Origin of the sequence: Bacillus sp. FSL W7-1360 (assembly GCF_038592975.1) — a bacterium.
Taxonomy (GTDB): Bacteria; Bacillota; Bacilli; order Bacillales; family Bacillaceae_D; genus Shouchella; species Shouchella lonarensis.
This window is the reverse complement of the sequence record NZ_CP151950.1, coordinates 1,338,263-1,360,628: the sequence shown is the minus strand read 5'-3', so window position 1 is coordinate 1,360,628 and position 22,366 is coordinate 1,338,263. Positions and strand designations below refer to the sequence as shown.

The 22,366-nt window shown below is 41.7% G+C and carries 22 protein-coding genes; 20 read left to right on the top strand and 2 right to left on the bottom strand.

What is annotated here, in order from left to right:
• Positions 1–28 precede the first annotated feature (28 nt).
• Positions 29–826, bottom strand: a complete 798-nt coding sequence (locus NSQ26_RS06775) for an ion transporter (protein WP_090775545.1) — start codon at positions 824–826, stop codon at positions 29–31.
• A 174-nt stretch (positions 827–1,000) separates the two neighbouring features.
• Here NSQ26_RS06775 and asnB point away from each other — a divergent pair, with 174 nt between their 5' ends.
• Positions 1,001–2,851 carry an asparagine synthase (glutamine-hydrolyzing) gene (gene asnB, locus NSQ26_RS06770; RefSeq protein WP_499720003.1) on the top strand — a complete coding sequence of 617 codons (1,851 nt, stop codon included), beginning with the start codon at positions 1,001–1,003 and terminating at the stop codon, positions 2,849–2,851.
• Between the two features lie 66 nt (positions 2,852–2,917).
• Here the strand turns inward: asnB and NSQ26_RS06765 are convergent, their stop codons facing one another.
• A complete protein-coding gene (locus NSQ26_RS06765; protein ID WP_499719877.1) occupies positions 2,918–3,553 on the bottom strand; it encodes a TVP38/TMEM64 family protein in 636 nt (211 codons plus the stop codon).
• A gap of 270 nt (positions 3,554–3,823) precedes the next feature.
• Here NSQ26_RS06765 and NSQ26_RS06760 point away from each other — a divergent pair, with 270 nt between their 5' ends.
• The 19 genes from NSQ26_RS06760 (at position 3,824) to rpsA (ending at position 22,261) form a co-directional block, all read left to right on the top strand.
• Positions 3,824–4,984: a betaine/proline/choline family ABC transporter ATP-binding protein gene (locus NSQ26_RS06760; protein ID WP_090775549.1), complete on the top strand. Its 1,161-nt coding sequence runs from the start codon at positions 3,824–3,826 to the stop codon at positions 4,982–4,984.
• Positions 4,985–5,023: 39 nt separating this feature from the next.
• Positions 5,024–5,638 (top strand): ABC transporter permease, encoded by a 615-nt coding sequence (locus NSQ26_RS06755; RefSeq protein WP_499720002.1) that lies wholly within the window; start codon positions 5,024–5,026, stop codon positions 5,636–5,638.
• Positions 5,639–5,652: 14 nt separating this feature from the next.
• Positions 5,653–6,582 (top strand): osmoprotectant ABC transporter substrate-binding protein, encoded by a 930-nt coding sequence (locus NSQ26_RS06750; protein ID WP_499719875.1) that lies wholly within the window; start codon positions 5,653–5,655, stop codon positions 6,580–6,582.
• Entirely contained in the window at positions 6,576–7,244 is a 669-nt protein-coding gene (locus tag NSQ26_RS06745) for an ABC transporter permease (RefSeq protein WP_499720001.1), read from the top strand. Before NSQ26_RS06750 ends, NSQ26_RS06745 begins: the two co-directional genes overlap by 7 nt.
• A 580-nt stretch (positions 7,245–7,824) precedes the next feature.
• Entirely contained in the window at positions 7,825–8,436 is a 612-nt protein-coding gene (locus NSQ26_RS06740) for a genetic competence negative regulator (protein WP_090775552.1), read from the top strand.
• 82 nt (positions 8,437–8,518) lie between these two features.
• Positions 8,519–9,223, top strand: coding sequence for a response regulator transcription factor (locus NSQ26_RS06735; RefSeq protein WP_090775553.1), 705 nt, complete (start codon positions 8,519–8,521; stop codon positions 9,221–9,223).
• Positions 9,220–10,662, top strand: a complete 1,443-nt coding sequence (locus tag NSQ26_RS06730; RefSeq protein WP_090775554.1) for a sensor histidine kinase — start codon at positions 9,220–9,222, stop codon at positions 10,660–10,662. The genes NSQ26_RS06735 and NSQ26_RS06730 overlap by 4 nt, the downstream gene beginning before the upstream one ends.
• Entirely contained in the window at positions 10,659–11,690 is a 1,032-nt protein-coding gene (locus NSQ26_RS06725) for a LolA family protein (RefSeq protein WP_499719872.1), read from the top strand. Before NSQ26_RS06730 ends, NSQ26_RS06725 begins: the two co-directional genes overlap by 4 nt.
• Before the next feature lie 121 nt (positions 11,691–11,811).
• On the top strand, positions 11,812–13,074 hold the full coding sequence (locus NSQ26_RS06720; protein WP_090775556.1) for a Glu/Leu/Phe/Val family dehydrogenase: 1,263 nt from the start codon (positions 11,812–11,814) through the stop codon (positions 13,072–13,074).
• A 258-nt stretch (positions 13,075–13,332) separates the two neighbouring features.
• Positions 13,333–14,319 (top strand): YpdA family putative bacillithiol disulfide reductase, encoded by a 987-nt coding sequence (locus tag NSQ26_RS06715; RefSeq protein WP_499719871.1) that lies wholly within the window; start codon positions 13,333–13,335, stop codon positions 14,317–14,319.
• An 87-nt stretch (positions 14,320–14,406) separates the two neighbouring features.
• Complete coding sequence (locus NSQ26_RS06710; protein ID WP_176763842.1) at positions 14,407–15,369, top strand: asparaginase; 963 nt, start codon at positions 14,407–14,409, stop codon at positions 15,367–15,369.
• A 169-nt stretch (positions 15,370–15,538) separates the two neighbouring features.
• Positions 15,539–16,177 carry a PrsW family glutamic-type intramembrane protease gene (locus NSQ26_RS06705; RefSeq protein WP_499719870.1) on the top strand — a complete coding sequence of 213 codons (639 nt, stop codon included), beginning with the start codon at positions 15,539–15,541 and terminating at the stop codon, positions 16,175–16,177.
• A gap of 84 nt (positions 16,178–16,261) precedes the next feature.
• Positions 16,262–16,426, top strand: a complete 165-nt coding sequence (locus NSQ26_RS06700; RefSeq protein ID WP_176763843.1) for a hypothetical protein — start codon at positions 16,262–16,264, stop codon at positions 16,424–16,426.
• Between the two features lie 71 nt (positions 16,427–16,497).
• On the top strand, positions 16,498–17,229 hold the full coding sequence (gene aroD, locus NSQ26_RS06695) for a type I 3-dehydroquinate dehydratase (RefSeq protein WP_499719869.1): 732 nt from the start codon (positions 16,498–16,500) through the stop codon (positions 17,227–17,229).
• A 126-nt stretch (positions 17,230–17,355) separates the two neighbouring features.
• Entirely contained in the window at positions 17,356–18,162 is an 807-nt protein-coding gene (gene sleB / locus NSQ26_RS06690; protein WP_499719868.1) for a spore cortex-lytic enzyme, read from the top strand.
• A 14-nt stretch (positions 18,163–18,176) separates the two neighbouring features.
• Entirely contained in the window at positions 18,177–19,553 is a 1,377-nt protein-coding gene (ypeB, locus tag NSQ26_RS06685) for a germination protein YpeB (RefSeq protein WP_499719867.1), read from the top strand.
• Between the two features lie 248 nt (positions 19,554–19,801).
• On the top strand, positions 19,802–20,479 hold the full coding sequence (gene cmk, locus NSQ26_RS06680; protein ID WP_090775563.1) for a (d)CMP kinase: 678 nt from the start codon (positions 19,802–19,804) through the stop codon (positions 20,477–20,479).
• On the top strand, positions 20,476–21,054 hold the full coding sequence (locus tag NSQ26_RS06675; protein WP_090775564.1) for a lysophospholipid acyltransferase family protein: 579 nt from the start codon (positions 20,476–20,478) through the stop codon (positions 21,052–21,054). The genes cmk and NSQ26_RS06675 overlap by 4 nt, the downstream gene beginning before the upstream one ends.
• A gap of 49 nt (positions 21,055–21,103) precedes the next feature.
• The gene (rpsA, locus tag NSQ26_RS06670) at positions 21,104–22,261 is read left to right on the top strand and encodes a 30S ribosomal protein S1 (protein ID WP_499719866.1); all 1,158 of its coding nucleotides are present in this window, start codon (positions 21,104–21,106) and stop codon (positions 22,259–22,261) included.
• Positions 22,262–22,366: the final 105 nt, after the last annotated feature.

Here is a 22,366-nt window from a genome sequence, read left to right as displayed (position 1 = left end):
GTGCGCCTCTGACTTCTACTTGTCATAATTAGGATGATTTCTTTTGTTCGGCGAGCAACCTTCTTAGTTCAGTGAGTTGTTCTTTCAATGCTTGCACATCACGCTTACTTGCAGGATGATCTCCTTCTTCTAACTCTTCTGCATTGGCCTTTTCAACATTGCCAACGATGACACCGATAAATAAGTTAAAGATAATAAACGTGCCGAGTAGCACAAAGGAAACAAAGTAAAACCATGCCCACGGGCTGTCCGCCATAACTGGACGCATGACGCCGCTTGCCCAAGATTCTAGCGTGACGACTTGAAACAAGGTTAATGCTGAACGCTGTAAATTACCGAAATATTCAGGAGAAATATCACTAAAAGAAAATGTACCAATGACTGAAAAGATATAAAAGAGCAATCCCATTAAAACGAAGATGTTTGCGAGTGAGGGAATGGTCATAATTAAGGCATCAACAAGCTTGCGTAGTGAAGGAATGACAGATACAGTACGCAATACACGTAAAACCCGTAAAATACGTAGTACAGTAATAAAATGACCGCCTGTAAACAAATGTCCTGCCAACACGATGATCGTATCAAACCAGTTCCAACCACTTTTCAAAAAGGAAAGGGGTTTACTTGAAAGTAATCGCATAAAGATTTCAATTGTAAATAACCAGAGTAACACGCGATCTGCATAATAAAAGAATAATTTATGATCCGCATAGACGCGATCGTACGTTTCAATGCCGACTAAAATGGCATTAAAAAGAATGAGAATAATAACTGTGCTTTGGAACCATCGATGACTGACAATTTCAGCTAATTTAGATCTAAACACTCACTGTCTCTCCTTTAATTTCAATCTGTTGCTAACTTATCGTATCAGGAAATGTGCTTGATGGAAAGGAAAACGATTGAAAAAAAGTCACTTTTAGATTTTCTGTGAATAACATAATGCAGAGATCATCGTATTGGCTTTAATCGTGGTATTTGGGAAAGGTGGGTGGAAAAGGTGTGTGGCATTACAGGATGGATTGATTGGAGAACAAATTTACGCTCAGAACAAGAACAAGTAAAGCAAATGGCCGCGACATTAAATCGACGCGGTCCGGATGCGCTAAATGTATGGACATCAGACCATGCTGCGTTTGGGCACGCACGTTTAGTCGTAGTAGATCCGGTCGGTGGGGCACAACCTATGACAAGTGTTGTTTATGAAAAAGAATATACGATTGTTTATAACGGTGAGCTATATAATACAGAAGAACTACGGGAGCAATTACACACATATGGACACACATTTTCGGGTCATTCAGACACTGAAGTATTACTAAAAGCGTATATTGAGTGGGGATATCAATGCTTAGAAAAATTAAATGGGATTTTTTCTTTTGCGGTTTGGAATGACACAAATGAGAGTTTATTTCTTGCGCGCGACCGTTTAGGTGTCAAGCCACTGTTTTATACGATCCGCCACGGTTGTTTTATGTTTGCATCTGAGTTAAAGGCGCTTCTTGCTCATCGCGAAGTGCACGCTGTTTTAGATCGGAATGGTTTAGCAGATGTGATGGGGTTGGCACCATCACGTACACCGGGACATGGCATCTTTAAAGGAATTTCTGAATTGCGACCGGGACATTACGCTGTTTATGACCGAAATGGTGCAACCATTAGTAAGTATTGGCACTTGCGTAGCAAACCGCACATACACACAACGGCCGAAACGGCAGCGCACATCCGCGAATTATTAGAAGACATTGTGGAACGACAATTGTTTGCAGATGTACCAGTAGGGATGTTTCTTTCTGGGGGAATTGATTCTAGTGCGTTAACGGCAATTGCTGCAAATGTGTATCAAAAACAAGGGAGAGGACCTATTCATAGTTATTCCATTGATTACGAAGGAAATGAAAAGTATTTCAAGGCAAATGCGTTTCAGCCGAATGCAGATTCAGCGTGGGTTGACAAAGTTGTTGCGCATTGTCGCACGAACCATCGTCATTGTATAATGGATAACGCAAAATTGGCTCATATGTTGGAAGAGGCAGTGCATATGCGTGATCTTCCTGGTATGGCTGATGTAGATGCGTCACTTTTATGGTTTTGTAAAGAAATTAAGCAAGAAGTTACCGTGGGACTATCTGGCGAATGTGCGGACGAAATCTTTGGTGGCTACCCTTGGTTCCATCAAAAAGATTTATTGTATGCCGATGGTTTCCCTTGGATGCGTTCAATTGATGAACGCATTGATTTATTAAACAATGATTGGAAAAAAAGGCTTGATTTAAAGACGTATGTATATGATCGGTACAAGGAAACGGTGCAAGACACACCTCGTTTCAAAGGTGATTCAAAAGAGGAAGCACGGCGAAGAGAAGTTTCTTATTTAAATATGATGTGGTTTATGACAAATCTATTGGATCGTAAAGACAGAATGAGTATGGGTGCTTCATTGGAAGTACGTGTGCCCTTCTCAGATCATCGGCTTGTCGAATATGTTTGGAACATTCCCTGGGAAATGAAAACACTTGACAAACGAGAAAAAGGGATTTTGCGAGAGGCGTTGGAAGGGTTGTTGCCAAAAGAAGTGCTTTATCGTAAGAAAAGCCCGTACCCTAAAACATATCATCCTGCATACACAAAGGCAGTGAAGGACGGATTAAATAAAGTACTAGCGCAAAAAGATGCACCGTTGTTTACGTTTATTGATAGAGAAAAGCTTAGGAAGCTCGCAAAAAAAGGGGGATTTGATACAGGAAACCCTTATTTTGGTCAATTAATGGCAGGACCGCAGTTACTGGCACACTTTGTACAGATGGATTATTGGTTAAAAGCATATAACATCAAAATTGAAAGCACATAGTAACATACAACGCCACTGAAAGATCTTTCAGTGGTGTTGTATGTTTTTAAGAATGAAAAACGCACATTACGCCTTTTCGCCATGAGACAAAAAGCGTTTCCATGTAGTAAAGGAGCCATATACAATGAGCAAAAATACCCCGTAAAATAAAGCGACGATGAACAATCCAGCTGGATTTTGCACAATGGTATTGCCGACTGTGGCAAAAAGAATCATTGCTGGTATTTTGCCAAGTGACGAAGCGATGATATAAACAGGTCCAGATACGCGGCTTAGTGCAGCATAAGCATTAACAAAAATAGAAGGAACAATTGGGATGAGGCGGGTAATAAAAATGGTCATAAAAGCATTTTTCTCAAATAGTGCCGTCACTTTTGCTGTCATTTGATAACGATGAAGCAAACGTTCTCCCCAGTCTTGGTAGGCGTAACGGATAAATGTAAACATGATGATGGACGCGAGTGAAGAGCCAATCCATGTAAGTAAGCTACCAATGATTGGGCCAAAAACTGCGCCAATGACCCCACCAATAATTGGATAAGGAATGATTGGAAACAGTGCAAGTAAAGTAGCGAATGTGGTTGTAAGGATGTAAGACTGTGATCCGCCTTGTCTAAGCCACCCGACCATGTTCTCCCCTTGAGTGAACACAATGAAGGCTAAGCTCATAAAGACGAGGAGAACAAGCCCTTTTTTTATCATAGTAAGGCCCCCACGTGTCAATGGTTGATATAATTTCTGTGACAATATAACATATCTTTTCCCATAAGGAAAGGAAAATTGTTTAGGTACACCCTTAAACAGATGAGTGAGGATTATGTCGAAAAAGAAAGTGAAAGAACGAACGCCCTGTAAAAACGTTTACAAACCTACGCTTAGGACGATATAACCTAAAATATGTCTTAATTGCCGACTTTGGATTGTGACTTTTTTGCTTTATAATGGAAACATCATGCTGGAGGTGGACAATCAGTGTTAACATTTAAAGAAGTAACAAAGGGATACGGTGGTGGGAAGACAGCTGTTTCATCACTTTCTCTGAACGTGAAAAAAGGAGAATTTGTTTGTATTATCGGTCCGAGCGGTTGTGGGAAGACGACAACGATGAAAATGGTTAATCGTTTGCACGAACCGACAGCTGGAACCATTCTTGTGGACGGAAAAGATGTCATGGCGCAAGACCCAGTCACACTACGTCGTAAAATTGGCTATGTCATTCAACAAATTGGGTTATTCCCGCATATGACGATTGAAGAAAATATTGTTGTGGTGCCAAAGCTACTTGGGTGGCCAGAACAGAAGAAGAAAGCACGAGCTCGTGAATTGTTGCAACTTGTCGATATGGATGAAAGTTTCTTGACGCGTTATCCAAATGAACTAAGTGGGGGACAGCAGCAACGTATTGGTGTGCTTCGGGCACTCGCAGCTGATCCACCACTTATTTTAATGGATGAGCCATTTGGGGCGCTCGATCCAATTACCCGTGATACGCTTCAAGAAGAATTTAAGCGTTTGCAGCAATCGCTAGATAAAACAATTATTTTTGTTACGCATGATATGGATGAGGCAATTAAGTTGGCAGATCGGATTGCCATTATGAAAGATGGAAAACTCGTCCAATTTGATACACCAGAAAATATTTTACGTGCACCAGCTAACGAATTTGTTCAAGAATTCATTGGAAAAGATCGACTACTACAAGCACAGCCAAATGTGCAAACGGTTCGCCAAATCATGAGCCGTGAACCGGTTCATATTGCGCTTGGAAGTACGTTACAAGCGGCCATGACACGAATGAAAGAAAGACGTGTAGATTCGCTACTAATTGTAGACGACCATCAACAATTAAAAGGGTATATTGATGTTGAAATGATTGATAGGCATCGTCACCATGCAGCGTGCGTTGATGACGTGATGATGACAGACTTTTATAGTGTAGAGGAAAGCGCGTTGTTGCGGGACACGATTCATAAAATCTTGAAGCGTGGTTTAAAATACGCACCTGTTGTCAATCAATCGCAGCAATTAGTCGGGATTGTGACACGTGCGTCTCTTGTGGATATGGTATACGATGCCATCTGGGGGCAAGAGGACATGGCTGAAAACCTTGTTGCAGCAACGAGGGAGGTGTAGAGCGTGGGTGATCTTCGAGATTTTTTTGTTGAACATGGTATGAACTTACTCGATGCAACGTGGGAACACTTATATATTTTCCTGGCGGCATTGGCGCTCGGCATCATTGTGGCCGTCCCTCTCGCAGTAATTTTAACGAGAGTGCCAAAAATTGCAAATCTCGTCATTGGATTTGCAAGCATATTGCAAACAGTTCCTAGTTTGGCAATTCTTGCGATATTTATTCCGGTTTTGGGTGCAGGGAAAGGAGCAGCGATTGTTGCATTATTCTTGTACTCGTTATTGCCAATCTTACGTAACACATATACAGGGGTAAGAGATGTAGATGAAAACCTGATTGAGTCTGGGAAAGGAATGGGTATGACAAGTTGGCAGCGTATTCGGAAGATCGAACTCCCGTTAGCTGTACCAGTGATGATGGCTGGTGTGCGTGTTTGTGCTGTGTATTTAATTGGTTGGACAACCCTTGCTGCATTTGTTGGTGGCGGTGGTTTAGGAGGATTTGTGTTCAGTGGGTTAAATTTATATCGAATGGATTTAATATTGCTGGGTGCAATTCCGATTACAGTGCTTGCTGTTTTGGTTGATTATGTGTTAGGAAAATTGGAGCGTCGTGTGACACCAAAAGGCATTCGCCAAGAAAGAACAGCTTAGGAGGGAGAAGCGTTATGAAAAAAAGATTATGTACGTTGGTACTTGCAACAGCACTGCTAAGTGGCTGCACGCTCCCTGGCTTAAGTGGTACAGGCGAGGATGGTGTGCGTATCGGTTCGGTAATAAGTACAGAAGCAATGATTTTGTCACATATGAATCGCTTAATGATTGAAGAATATACAGATATCCCGGTTTCAATTATGAATAATCTTGGGACCTCAGTGGTTGCACATCAAGCGATGGTCAGTGGTGACATTAATATCTCATCAATGCGTTATACAGGTACAGATATCGCGAGTGTTTTAGGGATGGACGCAATTATGGACCCAGAAGAAGCACTTCGTGTTGTGCAAGAAGAGCTAGATAAGCGCTACAACCATCAATGGTTTGACTCATATGGTTTTGCAAACACGTATGCTTTTGCTGTTCGTGAAGATTTTGGGGAAGAACACGGACTGGAGACGATTTCAGATTTAAAAAAGGTTGCAGATGACATTACAGTTGGTGTGGACACATCATGGCTAGATAGAGATGGCGATGGTTACGGAGGTTTCCAAGAAGTGTATGGTTTTTCTTTTAATGATAGCAATGTTAGTCCAATGCAAATTGGTCTTGTATATGATGCGGTTGCAAGTGGGAGAAGAGATGCGGTGTTAGCGTATTCCACGGATGGCAGAATTGCTGCATATGATTTACGCATTTTAGAAGATGACAAGCAATTCTTTCCCCCTTATGATGCATCAACGGTAGTTGATAAAGAATTGTTAGCGCAATATCCAGAGTTGGAAGATGTGCTGGGTCGTTTGTCTGGAAAGATTTCCGCTGCACAAATGCAACAGATGAACTATGAGGCGGATGCAAACTTGAAGGAGCCGGCGACTGTTGCCGAAGAATTTTTACAGGCACATAATTATTTCCGTGACGAGGAAGGGGGAGGATCGTAATGTGGCAAGAGCTAATCGCGTATTATGGACAGAATTATGATTATATATGGTCGCAATTTGTGCAGCATTTTTTAATGGCTGGTTATGGTGTGTTGTTTGCAGCAATTGTTGCGATTCCTTTAGGGATTTATATGGCCCGCAAAAAAGTGCTTAGTTCAATTGTGTTTTCGATCACGAATGTCATCCAAACGATTCCTGCACTGGCATTGTTGTCTGTACTGCTCCTTTTTTTCGGTCTCGGGGCGAATACAGTTGTCATTGCGTTGTTCTTATATTCGTTGTTACCGATCTTACGTAATACGTATACGGGGATAAAAAATGTAGATGAAGTGCTGCTAGAAAATGGGACAGCGATGGGTATGACGAAGCGCCAAGTATTATGGATGGTACAATTACCACTGTCATTATCTGTTATTTTAGCAGGATTGCGTACGGCGCTTGTGGTCGCGATTGGTATCACTGCAATTGGCACATTTATTGGTGCGGGTGGCTTAGGTGACATTATTGTTCGTGGTACGAATGCAAGTGACGGGATGTCAATTGTTTTAGCAGGAGCAATTCCAACAGCATTGATGGCGGTCATGGCTGATATTGTTTTAGGAGGGTTAGAACGCAAATTCTCACCTGTGAAACGTTTGCAAGCAGGTCAAGCCGGGCGCTAAAAAAGAAAAGGTGAATGTAGAAATGTTTATTGTCCAAAGTGGTTACGTATTGTAGCCCCTTTGGACAATTTTGTTGACGAGTAGGCACAAAATAAACGCAACAACGACTAAACATTTGCGAGAAAAATGTGATATGATGTTGTTATAAATGAAACTAAACTCGTCTGCATAAAAAGCATAATTTAAGGAACTTTTTTGTTGGACAACCTGTTTAGTTACTGTTCGCTAAAGAATCACTTTTAGCATACGTGCCGATCACTGGTCGTGTTGAATTGGATACGGTGTAACAATGCAAGGAATACTAATGATGAATCATTACATTGTTCATGAGGAAGTGGCTTTTTTACATATTCACCTACAACTTAGCATATAGGCGAGAGAAAACATAATGAAATGGGCATTAAAAAGGGCGAAAGCCACACGGAAAAAAGGGCTAACATGATGAACCATCTTGCGCCTTGCTACATACCGTATCGTATGAAATGCATTCTGAATAGACCTGATGACACCAGGCATTGTGTGCATGTGATGAGAAAGTCAATGCCAATGATTGGTACACCCAAGAGAAGGAGGGGAAGGCATGCGATTAGAGCGCTTGGCAAATGACAAGTTCAAGGTTTTTTTAACCTATGATGATATGAATGAACGAGGAATTACAAAGGAGGACTTATGGCAAGATGTCCCTAAAGTACATGACTTGTTTCGTGATATGATGATGGAAGCTGATGATGAGCTCGGATTTAAAATTGATGGTCCAATCGCTGTTGAAGTATTTGCAATGCCAGCCCAAGGAATGGTATTTATTATTTCAAAAGAAGGTTATTCCGATGAGTTTATGTTTGACGATGCGGATGACTTTGACAGTGGCTATATTGAAATGCAAGTGACAGTGGATGAAACAGATGAAATTTTTTATGAGTTCTCTTCAATGGAAGATGTGATTGGATTGGCGGCACGCTTAACAGCAATTGGTATGACAGGTGGACGATTATATACATTTAACAATCGATTTTTTTTAAAATTTGTTACTGAAGCGATGAATGAAACGATCGAAGCGGCGTTGATTGCGATGTTAGCCGAATTCGGTGATCCTTCCACAATATCTTTTCACCGCGTCGAGGAATATGGCAAAATTTTAATGGAGGAACGTGCAATGGCACAAGTGTACCATTACTTTCACGGAAAGAAATAGTACACGAGCGAACATCTTTTAATGCTTGTAATTACATTCGAAAATATATCTTAAAAACATCGTTGTTTAGTGGGGGATACGTATGTCAGTTTTACTTATTGAAGATGATTCGGCTATTGCAGGAATTATACAAGAGTATTTACGACGAGAAGGACTATCTGTTATTTGGTGTGATGATGGATTAAAAGGTTATCACACTTTCTTAGATGAGTGTGTGCAACTTGTCATCGTTGATTTGATGTTGCCATACATGGATGGTTTTACGTTATGTAGCCGCTTTCGCGCACATTCAAATGTCCCAATTATTGTTGTGAGCGCAAAGCAAGGTGATTTTGACAAGTTGCATAGTTTTGATCTTGGGGTAGACGATTATGTTACAAAACCATTTAGTCCATTAGAGTTGCTTGCACGTGTGAAAGCGCAATTGCGTCGTCATCATCATTCCTCTAATACAAGTATGCCCAATTTTAAAAATGAGGCACCACTTTCTTTTGCAGATATAACAATTGATCGCAGGGGTTGTCGTGTTTTAGTTAATGGACAACCTTTGTCTTTCACATTAAAGGAATACGAGTTGTTTTTGTATTTGGCTGAAAATCCAGGGAAGACATTTACAAAAGAAGCGTTGTATCAACATATTTGGCATGAAGACAGCGTGGACATACGAACGGTGACGGTACATATTAAAAACATTCGTCATAAAGTGAGCGATGGGAAAAGGCGTCCAAAGTATATTGAGACTGTGTGGGGAGTAGGGTACAAATTTATAGGACATGAGAAAAAATGAAGTTACGTGGGCAGCTAAATATGTTGCTATTACTTATGGCAGTCATTCCTTTCTTCGCCACATTTTTATTTTCGTTGCAAGTAGAAAAATTGATTGATGATCAGTCGGACACATTGATGTCCTCCATGATTACTGCTAAGAGTGTAGGGAAAGCGTTAAGCCGCTTTCCAAGTGTGTTCTTGGATAAAGAAAAAAGCATGTCTTTTATTCATGATAAAAAAAAGGAAGACATGGATATTGCATTATATAGCAAAGACCGTACGTTAATTTATGACTCTGACACGTCACAAAAACAGCAACGACATTTTACCCCGCAACGTATGATGCGTGATTTATACAAGTTCCATTCAGACAACACAACACAAGTGTATAAAGAACCTATTTTTCATGAGGATGAAATTGTTGGGTTCTTCGAGCTCCGCTTCCATCAACAGAGTATTAAAAAGGATACATTGGAAGTATACCTTATCTCTGCAGCCTTTTTCTTATTAGTTGTGGCAGCGACGTTATTTTTTGTTCAATATTGGTTTAAAAGAAATATGTTGCGTCCTTTTGCACTGATGCAACAGGAGATGGAGGAAATTGGATTCCGGAAGCAAAAGGTCATATCTAAGCCAAAACGTCGTCGTACACGCACAGAAGTAGCGCAACTCATGCACGATTTTACCACGATGAGCGCGAGGTTAAAGATCGCTTCTGAGCAACAAAAAAAGGCTGAAGAAAATCAGCGTCGATTTATTGGTGCCATCTCACATGATTTACGTACCCCATTAACATCGATACGCGCTTATGCAGAAGGGATGCTCGTTCACGACGAACAACGTGAAGCTTATGCAGATGTCATTTTAGCTAAGACGACACATATGCAGCGACTTGTTGATGATTTACTCGTTTATTCACAAATTAAATCCACAAGCTTTTCTCTTTCCGAAAAGCTCGTCGATGGGGAAGAACTGGCGGAAGTATTGTTTGATGGTTACAAAGAGCAGTGGGCAGAATTTAGATTTGAAATAAGTTTTTTCATTACGCCATGTGAATTGTATGCAGATGTTGATCGTTTAGTTCAAGTCATTGATAATTTAGTAACAAATGCGGTGCGCTATTCCTCGAGAGGTGGGGTAATTAAACTTTGTGCGACAAATCAACGTGAAGCGTTGCCTACATATCTTTCGGAGAAAAAAGAAGGGTTGTATTTTTTTGTGGAAGATGAAGGAAAAGGCATCCCACTTGATGCGCAAAAACACTTATTTGATTCATTTTATCAAGTAGAAACAGCACGCCAGCAAACGCCTGGAACGGGTATTGGACTAGGTCTTGCAATATGTAAAGAACTTGTCGAACAACATGGCGGTGAGATTGGTGTGAAATCTACAGTAGCAGGTGGAAGTACGTTTTATTTTATGTTACCGTGTACCATTTTAAGGGAGGATTTTGTATGAGGAAAATGTGGGTGTCTGTTATTAGTTTAATGATTGGAACGTTATTAGCGGGGTGTGAGGCTGAACTTGTAAAACCAGAAGACATTATACGTGAAGCGTTGGAGGGAGAAGAGCAGCCAGTTGCATACGAGGCGGAAACGTTTCACGACGAAGGTTTCACGGAAAAGATACTTGTGAATACGAACGGGGATATGCGTCAGGATTTTTATATGGGAAGTATTCCTACACAAAGCTATATATATCGTGGCGATATAATGTATGAACTTGATTATGAGGGAAAAACGATCATTGAAAAAGAAAGTGATGGTAGTAATACAAAACACTTGCCACTAAAAAGGTTGACAACGACGATAGATGAATTAGCGGATACACATACGATGGAAGTAACAAACGGTGAAAAATATTTAGAACGCGATGTCCATCACCTTATTTTTGAACCAAAAGAAGAAGGGGATATGCGAGCTGAATATTGGGTGGATAAAGAAACATTCATTATTTTACGTGAAGTCATTGAAAATGAGTTTGAGGCATATGAAATGACTACCAAGTTTCTACGCTTAGATGTGGATGTTACTGATAGTGATTTTGAGTTAGGTGACACCAGCGGATTGGAACAATTGGTCGCAAAAGAATATATTTCTTTGGAAGAAATTCCAGATTTTTTTGATCAGCCAGTTTGGTTACCGGACCATGAATTAAATAATTGGGAGGTAGTCAGCACTTTTATTAAGTACAAAGGAGTAGGTTCAGAAGACTCCGTTGTTGTCAATTATGTTGATGATGGGGATAGGGAGTTCGTTTTCGAAGTAGACCGGAATTTACATAGGGTTCAATGGGAACCTGAGATTTACTCGGAAGAAACGGCTCGTGATGTAATGATTAGAATGAGTTGGGAACCATCAGCTCATCAAGCAGTTTGGATAGATAATGATTTGCGTTATGATTTGTTTACACAACAAGATTGGGCTCGAGACGATGCGATTCGCGTAATTGAATCAATGACGGTGCTTGAGGTGGAGTCAGACTAGAAATTTGTCGATTTCCTAAAAAAATAGTGGCAAATTTGATCATCTTTCTTTATGATAGAGATGATAATAAAACTTTGCCGCAAAAAAAGCGACGGAGACACTTTCAGAGGTGAAAAAGAACATGGATGAAGACAAAAGTAAAGTCGACAAACTCGACGTGCTTTCTTCGACACAATCAATCATACATAAGGCGCTGAGTAAGTTAGGTTACCCAGAAGAAATGTATGAACTATTAAAAGAACCGATTCGGATGATGACCGTACGTATCCCGGTGCGTATGGATGATGGCTCAACGAAAATCTTTACAGGTTACCGGGCGCAACATAATGATGCTGTTGGACCGACGAAAGGTGGCGTTCGCTTCCATCCTCAAGTGACAGAAAAAGAAGTGAAGGCGCTGTCAATTTGGATGAGCTTGAAAGCAGGCATTGTCAATCTGCCATATGGTGGTGGGAAAGGCGGGATTGTATGTGATCCGCGTCATATGTCTTTTCGTGAAGTAGAGCGTTTAAGTCGCGGTTACGTACGCGCGATCAGTCAAATTGTTGGACCGACAAAAGACATTCCTGCGCCGGATGTACTCACAAATTCACAAATTATGGCTTGGATGTTAGATGAGTATAGCCGCATTCGTGAATTTGACTCACCGAACTTTATTACAGGAAAACCACTTGTTTTAGGGGGATCTCATGGTCGTGAGTCGGCGACGGCAAAAGGTGTAACGATTTGCATGATGGAAGCTGCGAAGAAAAAAGGCATTGACATGACCGGAGCAAAGGTCATTATTCAAGGTTTTGGCAACGCGGGTAGTTTCTTGGCAAAATTTATGGCAGATGCTGGCACGCGTGTTGTGGGTATTTCTGATGCTTATGGGGCTTTGTATGATGAGGATGGCTTAGATATAGATTACTTACTTGATCGACGAGATAGCTTTGGAACAGTGACAAAATTGTTCAAGGATACCATCACGAATGAAGAACTACTTGAAAAAGAATGTGACATTCTCGTCCCGGCGGCAATTGAAAATCAAATTACGTCGCGTAATGCAGCAAATATTAAGGCATCCATTGTGGTTGAAGCTGCAAACGGACCAACGACGCTTGAGGCAACGAAAATCTTATCTGAACGGGGCGTGCTGCTTGTCCCGGATGTACTGGCAAGTGCAGGGGGTGTGACGGTCTCATATTTTGAATGGGTTCAAAACAACCAAGGATATTATTGGACAGATGAAGAAGTAGAAGGCAAGTTGCGCACGGTACTTGTGGAAGCGTTTGAAAATATTTATGATTTGTCTGTACGCCGGAAAGTGGACATGAGGTTAGCTGCGTACATGATTGGTGTCAGGCGTATGGCGGAGGCTTCTCGTTTCCGGGGATGGGTGTGAAGTCGGAGATTAGAATCCGGAGTTCGGACTGAGAGCTTATTCCATAGAAAAGGCTTTTTAAAATACGATCGGTCTTGCCTATGACAGAGAAATGCTATATTCTGGATTGGAAAGCCCTTGTCCAAGTGGTTGACTTGGGCAGGGGCTTCACGGTTCCAGAGGTCGGAAACAAGTGTGAAGGCATATTCGCAGTTTTGAGTGGTTACGGTTCTGACTTCTGGTGACGGATCTCTGTATTCTGGAACAGGAGGTGACTGTATGTATGACGTAGAAGTCGTTGTGATTGGTGGCGGGCCATGTGGATTAGCAGCAGCGATTGCTTGTCAAGAACAAGGTTTATCTGTTATCGTCATTGAAAAAGGAAATGTGGCAAATGCGATTTACCATTATCCAACCCATCAAACATTTTTTAGTACAAGTGAACGGTTGGAGATTGGTGATGTCCCGTTTATTATTGAACAACGAAAACCACGGCGGAATCAAGCGCTTGTTTATTATCGACAAGTGGTTGCTCGGAAAGGGCTATGTGTGCACACATATGAACAAGTGCAAGCTGTCTCCAAATTATCGGTTCACAAATTTCAAGTGACAACATCAAAAGCATCATACGTCACAAAATACGTGATTGTAGCCACGGGTTATTATGACCGTCCGAATTTAATGGAGATCCCAGGAGAAGACAGTCCACATGTATTTCATTATTTTAAAGAGGCGCATCCTTATTTCCGTCAAGATGTGGTTGTGATTGGTGGCAAAAACTCTGCTGTTGATGCAGTATTAGAGTTGGAAAAGGCAGGGGCTCGAGTGACAATGCTTTACCGTGGAGAAGATTATTCAGCTAGCATTAAGCCTTGGATCTTACCTGAGCTTGAAGCGCTAGTAAGAAATGGACAAGTGACAGTGGTGTTTCAAGCCACTGTTAATAAAATCACATCTGATAAGGTATATTACGAGGTGAACGGGGAGAAAGAAAGTGTTTCTGCTAATTTTGTTTTTGCGATGACAGGTTATCGCCCTGATCATATGTTTTTGCGTACCCTTGGTGTAGAAGTAGACGAAGCAACGGGACGACCATTGTTTGATCCGGAAACGATGGAAACGAATGTGGATAATATTTACATTGCTGGCGTTATTGCTGCAGGAAACAATGCAAACGAGATTTTTATTGAAAATGGGCGGTTACACGGTCATTTGATTGCAGCTGCAATCCATGAATTGGAATCTGGAAACCGGAAAACAGAGTGAAATTAGATTTAAGGAAGAAAATATGCAGTTCAGTCGCCGTTTTGACCTCCGGCAATTGAACGTTACATCTGAATGGAGTGACTGTCCGTGCGGAGAGTGGTGTTGTTTACGACTGGTGGAACGATAGCTAGTACAATGAATGAAGGTGGAAAACTCGTTGCAGGTGAGTTGACTGGAGAACAGTTGACGGCTATTTGTCAACTGCCTGAAGATATTCACGTGACAGTTCGGTCCATATTACAGAAGCCAAGTGTACATATAACAGTTGAGGATTGGCTGTTGTTAAAAAAAGAAATCGCGTGTGTGTTTCAGGACGAGACAGTTGATGGTGTCGTTGTAACACATGGAACAGATACACTGGAGGAAACAGCCTATTTTCTTGACTTGACAAATCGAGATGAGCGTCCAATTATTGTGACTGGTTCACAACGGGGACCGGAACAAGTCGGGACCGATGCTGTTTTGAATTTGCGACATGCGATTTATGCAGCGTCCGAACATGATTTGCGCGGCATAGGTGCAGCGGTCGTCTTTAACGAACGCATCTTTGCGGCTCGTTATGTGAAGAAGGAGCATGCCTCTAATATTCAAGGTTTTAACGCATTTGGTTTTGGATACCTAGGTATTATTGATAACGATGTCATTTTCACGTATCAAAAACCGATCAAGCGGGCATATTTTTCTTTGAAGGCAAATTGTCTGCCGGAAATTGGCATTGCAAAAGTATACTTAGGCATGCGCACACACACATTGCAAGCGATGTTGCAAACAGTAGATGGTCTTGTATTAGAAGGAGTCGGTCGAGGTCAAGTACCACCAGCACTCGTAGCACCAATTGAAGAAGCAATCGCAGCAGGCAAACCTGTCGTAATGACAACTTCATCTGAAGAAGGAAAAGTTTATCCAACATATGAGTACGAAGGAAGCGCACACCATTTAGCAAAAATAGGGGTTGTGCTTGGAGGGGATTATGATAGTAAAAAGGCACGAATTAAGATGATGGTATTGCTTGCCGCACATATGTCTGTAGCAAAAGGATTCCATATGTAAGAGTGCAAAGGTGTTATTGCTTGCGCCCATTCCTATATGCATCGTATACTATACAAGTCATTATGAAAAATGGTGTGTAATGATGAATTGTCTTCGGGCGTATGTGATTTACAGAATGTTTCATAAGTGGTATCACATCTCTCGTACATAGAGAGCGGGGAAGCCTCCTATGCTTGCTTTTATGACGACAGTAATGGCACCAGTCGTTTCGTTATGGTGTTATATGTATTTACGGGATGTTACGTATAATATGTTTCCGGTTATTCGTATTTTTGTCATTGGTGCTTTGTTGGTATTCCCGGTCGCTGTTTTACAATATGCTTTTGAAGTAGAAAACGTTTTTACTGGCATACTCTCCAAGAGCTTTTTTCTTTACGGTTTCATTGAAGAAGGGTTAAAATGGCTGATGTTATTTATTTTTGGTTATCAGCAAAGTTATTTAAAACACCCGCGTGACGGTATCTTGTTAAGTGTATCTCTAGCTTTAGGTTTTGCGACGGTTGAAAATGGACTATATTTGATAGCAAGTGGTCCTGAGTTAGTGTTGCCGAGAATGTTCTTTCCGGTGGCGTCTCATACAATTTACGGCATTATTATGGGTTATTATATGGTCAATGCAATCGGTCAGAAGAAAAAGTTTTTTTACTTTCAATGGGCGCTATTCATTCCGGTGTTTCTCCACGGGATGTATGATTTTATTTTAATGGCATTTGAGGAATATTTCTTATTTGTCATAGGTCCGTTTATGATCTTACTTCTTTTTTTAGCATATTCGAAGCTAAAAAAGACGAATCATTTACAAATATAGCGAGGTTTGTTGGATAAAGTGAGCGGTGGGGCAGCTAGATCATTGTTTTGCCTTACCAGATAATGGCTCAAAAGGGGGATTTTAGTGACAACGTCAAATCGATATCGTGTGATCATTCGTTGCCCAGCTTGTGGAGAAAAGTATATTTTACGTGGCAAACGCAATGAAGAAGGCGAGTATGAGACTGGATTTAAACAGTGTATCTGTGGGAATGAAGAGCAATTGAACATTGAAGTGTCACCAGAATAAACAACAGTGCCGTTTTGCTCTAGGGAGTGGAACGGCACTGTTTGTAAGGGATAGATGGGAGAGGATATAGAATGAGAATAAGGCACGTGACTTTAGCGCCCGGTGAAAAAAATATTTGTGTGTCTTTAATGAGCGAGACATGGGCGTTACTGCTAGAAGAAATACGGTCATTACCGTTGAAGAAAATAGATATATTAGAGTGGCGTGTCGATCAATATCGTGATAAGGATGATATGGAAGCGATAACGGAAACATTGAGGTTGTTGCGTCAAGAAATAAAAGAAATACCGCTCATTTTTACATATCGTGAACAAACAAAGGAACATGAGGACGTGTGTTTTCATTTATATGAACATGTGTTGCAGGAAGATGGAATTGATTTCATTGATCTTGAACAGTCCTATCCTGTAGAGAAAATAAGAGAATTAGTTACACAAGCACATCAGAAAGGTGTATTTGTCATTGTGTCGCATCATGACTTTGTAGGTACGCCTGATAGGGAGTGGATAGGTCATTATGTCAAACGCGCAGTCGACTTAGGGGCTGATGTAGTGAAATTGGCGGTGACAGCGACAACACCAGAAGAGGTCCTTCGATTGTGGAAAACGACATATTTGTTGTCGCGTGCGAATGAAGTTCCTTTGATGACGATGGCGATGGGACATTTAGGACGTTTTAGCCGGATAGGGGGGCACATTTTTGGCTCTTGTGCAACATTTGCGTCCGGACAACGTTGTTCTGCCCCTGGACAGTTACCGGTTGCAGATGTTTATCGTCTATATCAAATGTTAGCGGATGAATAAGCTTTTCAATTGTACTTGTACGCAGTGATGCGATGTTTCTATGCATAAAAATGATGAGTGAATAACAAACTACTGATGAAAATAAAGTTTGCATCATTTTTGTTTGCGGAATGAAGGAGGAAGAGCATGGCGCGTACACGTTTTCTTTGTTTCATTGCTTGTATGTATCTGATGTTTGTCCCTAATGAGTCAGCTGAAGCTTTTAGTGAACAAATCATCCAACGAGGAGCAACAGGTGACGACGTAGTTGAACTCCAAGCTCGTCTGCAATATATTGGTTTTTACAATGGCAATATTGATGGTGTATTTGGTTGGACGACATATTGGGCTGTGCGAAATTACCAAGCAGATTACGGATTAGAAGTGGATGGGCTTGTAGGTGCGCAAATGAAAGATCGTCTTGTCTCGTCGACAAACTATGACCGCGATTTTGTCATGCAAGCATTAAATGAGGGACAATCGTTTACGCATTATGGTGGTACACCTAAGGAAATCCAAAAGAAAGACGGTACACAGTCGCAAGGTGGGGGACAAAAAGATACGACGATCGCCAAAGCACAACCTGTTCCAGCAGGTTATTCAGAAAATGATATTCAGTTAATGGCGCAGGCTGTTTATGGTGAGGCGCGTGGAGAGCCTTATGAGGGGCAAGTAGCGGTGGCGGCTGTGATCATTAACCGTGTGAACTCGGCGACATTCCCGAATACCGTAGCGGGTGTAATTTATGAGGAACGTGCATTTACAGCAGTGGCGGATGGACAAATTAATTTACAACCGGACGAGACAGCGCGCAGGGCGGTATTGGATGCAATCAATGGGCAAGACCCATCAAATAATGCACTTTATTATTTTAACCCTGATACCGCAACATCAGGTTGGATTTGGACACGTCCACAAATTAAACGTATCGGCAAGCACATTTTTTGTTCTTAGAAGGAGTTGGACAGATGTTTCGTAATATTGCCATCTCTTTGTTGGTGGTTATGGTCGTTTGTATCGGTTATTGGGGTTATCAACAAAAAGTTGATAAAGATCGATTAGCAATTGCGCATGAAAATACGTATCAGCGTGCCATGCATGACCTTGCTTATCACATTGACCAAATTGAAGATGAGCTTGGTAGTGTATTAGCGATGAATAGTGAGCGGCAGTTATCTCCTACCCTTGCGGATGTTTGGCGAGTGACAAGTCTGGCGCAAAAAAGTCTCGCCGATTTGCCATTACAAGGAACAGATTTAGAACAGTCGGAGGAGTATTTGTTTAAAGTCGGTGACTTTTCTTATCGTACAGCCGTCCGTGACCTTGAAAAACAGCCGTTGACACCACAAGAGTATGAAACATTACAAAAGCTTTATACACAAGCAGGAACAATTCGTTCATCTTTGCGAGAGACGCAGGCGATGATGATGCGGCAAGATATGAAGTGGCTTGCACTTGATGAATCGAAAAGAGATGAACCAACTGCAGCTGCGGGGCAAAATGCGTTTGAAAAAGTGAATGCTTCTGTGCAAGGATTTAGTGAAGTCGAGTGGGGGGCAACGGATGCAGCCATTCGCAATTTGAACGGTGAATTAAAAGATGCCCTTGCAGGACGTCCGAAAGTGAGTAAGGAAGAAGCGAAAGAAAAGGCGCGTCTTTATGTTCAACTAGATGAAGAAGCAGAGATAAAAATAAGTGATTCTGCGAAGGCGCTTAAGTATCCAGCGTATTCACTTGTGCTAGAAGATCCTCAAAATCATGTGCGATATCATATGGATATGAGTGTTGAAGGTGGCGAGCCTATTTGGTTTATGCAAGATCGACAAGTGACCCAAACAAATATTGGTTTGTATGAGGCGGAGCAAAAAGCAGAAGAATTTTTAACAAGAACGGGTAAATCATCTATGCGTTTACTAGATAGTGCACAGTATGGTCATATCGGTGTATTCACGTTCACAAGCGTGCAAGACGAGGTGCGTATTTATCCAGATACAGTCATTGTTGAGGTAGCGCTAGATGATGGTGGAATTTTTTCATACGTTGGAAGAGGTCACATCATTTATCATGACGCCACTCGAATCATACCAACACCGATATGGTCAAAGGAAGCAGCTCAAGAAAAATTAAATCCACGTGTCGATGTGATGGAGAGTCATATGGCTGTGATTGAAAATGACCGTAAAGAAGAAGTGCTTACTTATGTATTTTATGGGACGATTGATAGGGATACGTACCGGATTTTTATTAACGCTCAGACGGGTGAGGAAGAAAAAGTGGAGCGGATGGATCGCCCTGAAGCGCCATATCAACCAAAAGATCATGAGATAAAGGAAGTTCTCCGATAAGGAGAGCTTTTTTTATCGAGGGCTTGAAATTTGGTCAAATGATGGGATAATAAAGAAAGTAGCCTCATGTCGGTTTTCTGTGTGTAAGTATGGTGCGTAAGGATTGAAATCTGAAGCGCTTCGTTGTATTGTAAAAGAGAGGATGGAGAGGCTCACCTTGGGACTAAATTTGTATGTGTAGGAACATAGGTGATTTCTTGAAAACAACTAGAGCAGTTGAAACATGGTAGGAGTGTGTTGTAAAGAATATGAAAAAGACGGTGAATGTGGCAATAGACGGACCAGCAGGAGCTGGCAAGAGCTCAGTTGCAAAAAAAGTAGCCGAGCGGTTACGTTTTCTGTATATTGATACGGGTGCGATGTATAGAGCCCTTACATATGCAGCAATCAAAAAGAACTTGGACTTACATGATGGAGAGGCGCTGGCGGACCTTTTATCAGAAAGCGAACTCTCACTCGTTCCTTCTCCTGAACAAACAGTTGTCTATTGGGATGGGAGTGAGGTAACGGATGATATTCGAACGAACCGTGTTAATGCTCAAGTGTCGCTTGTTTCTAGTCACCAAGCTGTCCGTGAGGCGATGGTTGGGAGGCAGCAAGCCCTTGCTGCTGGTAAAGATGCTGTGCTAGAAGGGAGAGATATTGGTACGCATGTGTTGCCGCAAGCGGATGTCAAAGTATTTTTGACAGCGTCGGTTGAAGAGCGCGCGCGCAGACGTCACTTGGAACAACAAGAAAAAGGTTTTCCATCTCACTTTGAGCAGTTAAAACAGGAAATTGCAAAACGTGATGAACTGGACTCCACTCGGACGCATTCCCCATTGAAGAAAGCCGAGGATGCGACAGTCATTGATACAACAGCAATGGGGATGGATGAGGTGATTACAGCGATCTATTTGCTGGTGAAGGAGAAATTGGCGCAATGAGCTTGTATCGTACAGGTCAAGTCATTTGTAAATCATTTTTTAATATCAGTTACAAAGTACAAGTGATTGGGCAAGAGCATATTCCTAAGGAAGGTGGCGTGCTATTATGCTGTAATCATTTAAGTAACTTAGACCCGCCACTATTAGGCGCTTACTTACAGCGCCCCGTTCACTACATGGCAAAAAAAGAGCTGTTTGAAGTACCGCTCTTTGGTACATTACTGTCAAACTTGGGGGCTTTTCCAGTCAAACGTGGTGCCGGCGATCGACAAGCACTTCGTACAACGTTGAATATGTTGAAAGAGGGTAAGATGATTGGTCTATTTCCTGAAGGGACCCGTTCAAAAACTGGAGAAATTGGAGAAGGGCTGGCTGGCGTTGGATTCTTTGCCGCACGTAGCGAGGCTGCAGTTGTTCCTGTAGCCATTATTGGTCCGTACAAGTTTAGAAAACCGTTGACAATCGTTTACGGGAAGCCACTCGACATGCAACAACTTCGTGAGCAGAAGGCGTCTGCGGCGGAAGTGACAGCGGTCATCATGACTGAGATTAAACAGCTAAAAGCGCGTTTCTAAAGTCATTAGATAAATGCCGGCATGACCGGATTGAGGGAGGAATTTGTTGATGGTAGAAAAAATGAATGAAGACGTTCATGAGATGAAAGTTTTTTCAGTTGGGGATGTGTTAAAGGGGAAAGTAACAAAAGTAGAGGATAAACAAGTGTTTGTTGATGTTGGCTTCAAGGTAGATGGGATTGTTCCCGTAAGTGAACTATCAAGTTTACACGTTGAAAAAGCGAGCGATGTTGTTGCACTTGATGATGAGTTAACATTATTTGTAACAAAGGTGACTGATGATGAATTAATTTTGTCAAAGAAGGAAGCGCTGGCAAAAGAAGCATGGAAGCGCTTGGCGCAATCGTTTGAGCGTGGTGAGATTATTGAAGCTTCTGTTGCAGAAGTAGTAAAAGGTGGCCTTGTGGTTGATGTAGGTGTGCGTGGATTCATCCCAGCTTCATTAGTGGAGCGACACTATGTTGACGATTTTTCTGACTACAAGGGGAAAACATTGCGCTTAAAAGTGGTCGAAATGGAACAAGAAAAAAATAAACTGATTCTTTCTCAACGTGCTGTTTTGGATGAGGAAATGGAAGAAAAAAAGAAAGACATTTTAAAGTCATTACAGCCCGGTGATGTTGTAACAGGAACGGTTCAGCGCTTAACGAGTTTTGGCGCATTTGTTGATGTAGGTGGTGTGGATGGTCTTGTACACATCTCCCAAATTGCACATGAACGTGTAGAGTCACCTCGGGACGTATTGAGTGAAGGGCAAACATTGCAAGTGAAGGTGCTCTCTGTCGATCCAGATAGTGAGCGCGTGTCACTATCTATTAAAGAAACACTTGCTGGACCGTGGGAAAAAGTAGCATCAACGTTTCAAATTGGTGATGTTGTTACAGGTACTGTCAAGCGGCTTGTATCTTTCGGTGCGTTTGTTGAAGTAGCACCAGGTGTGGAAGGACTTGTGCACATTTCTCAAATCTCTCATCAACACATCGGTGTACCACAAGAAGTGCTAGAAGAAGGGCAAGAAGTGCAAGTGAAAGTATTAGACGTGAATGGTGCTGAAAAGCGCATTTCATTGAGTATACGTGAAGCAAGCAATGACCAGGAAGACATGTCTCAATTCAAAGCGTATGAAGAAAAACGTACTGATGACGCAAGTGGTTTTTCCTTAGGAGATATGATTGGGGATCAATTAAAGAAATACCGAGACGAATAAGAGCTCTTGTGGATACGAAAAGAGTGACGTGTATGACCGGGTAGGGATACGCGTACTCTTTTTTTGTCTAAATGCAAGCCTATCTGCCCATACTAGTGCAGGGAG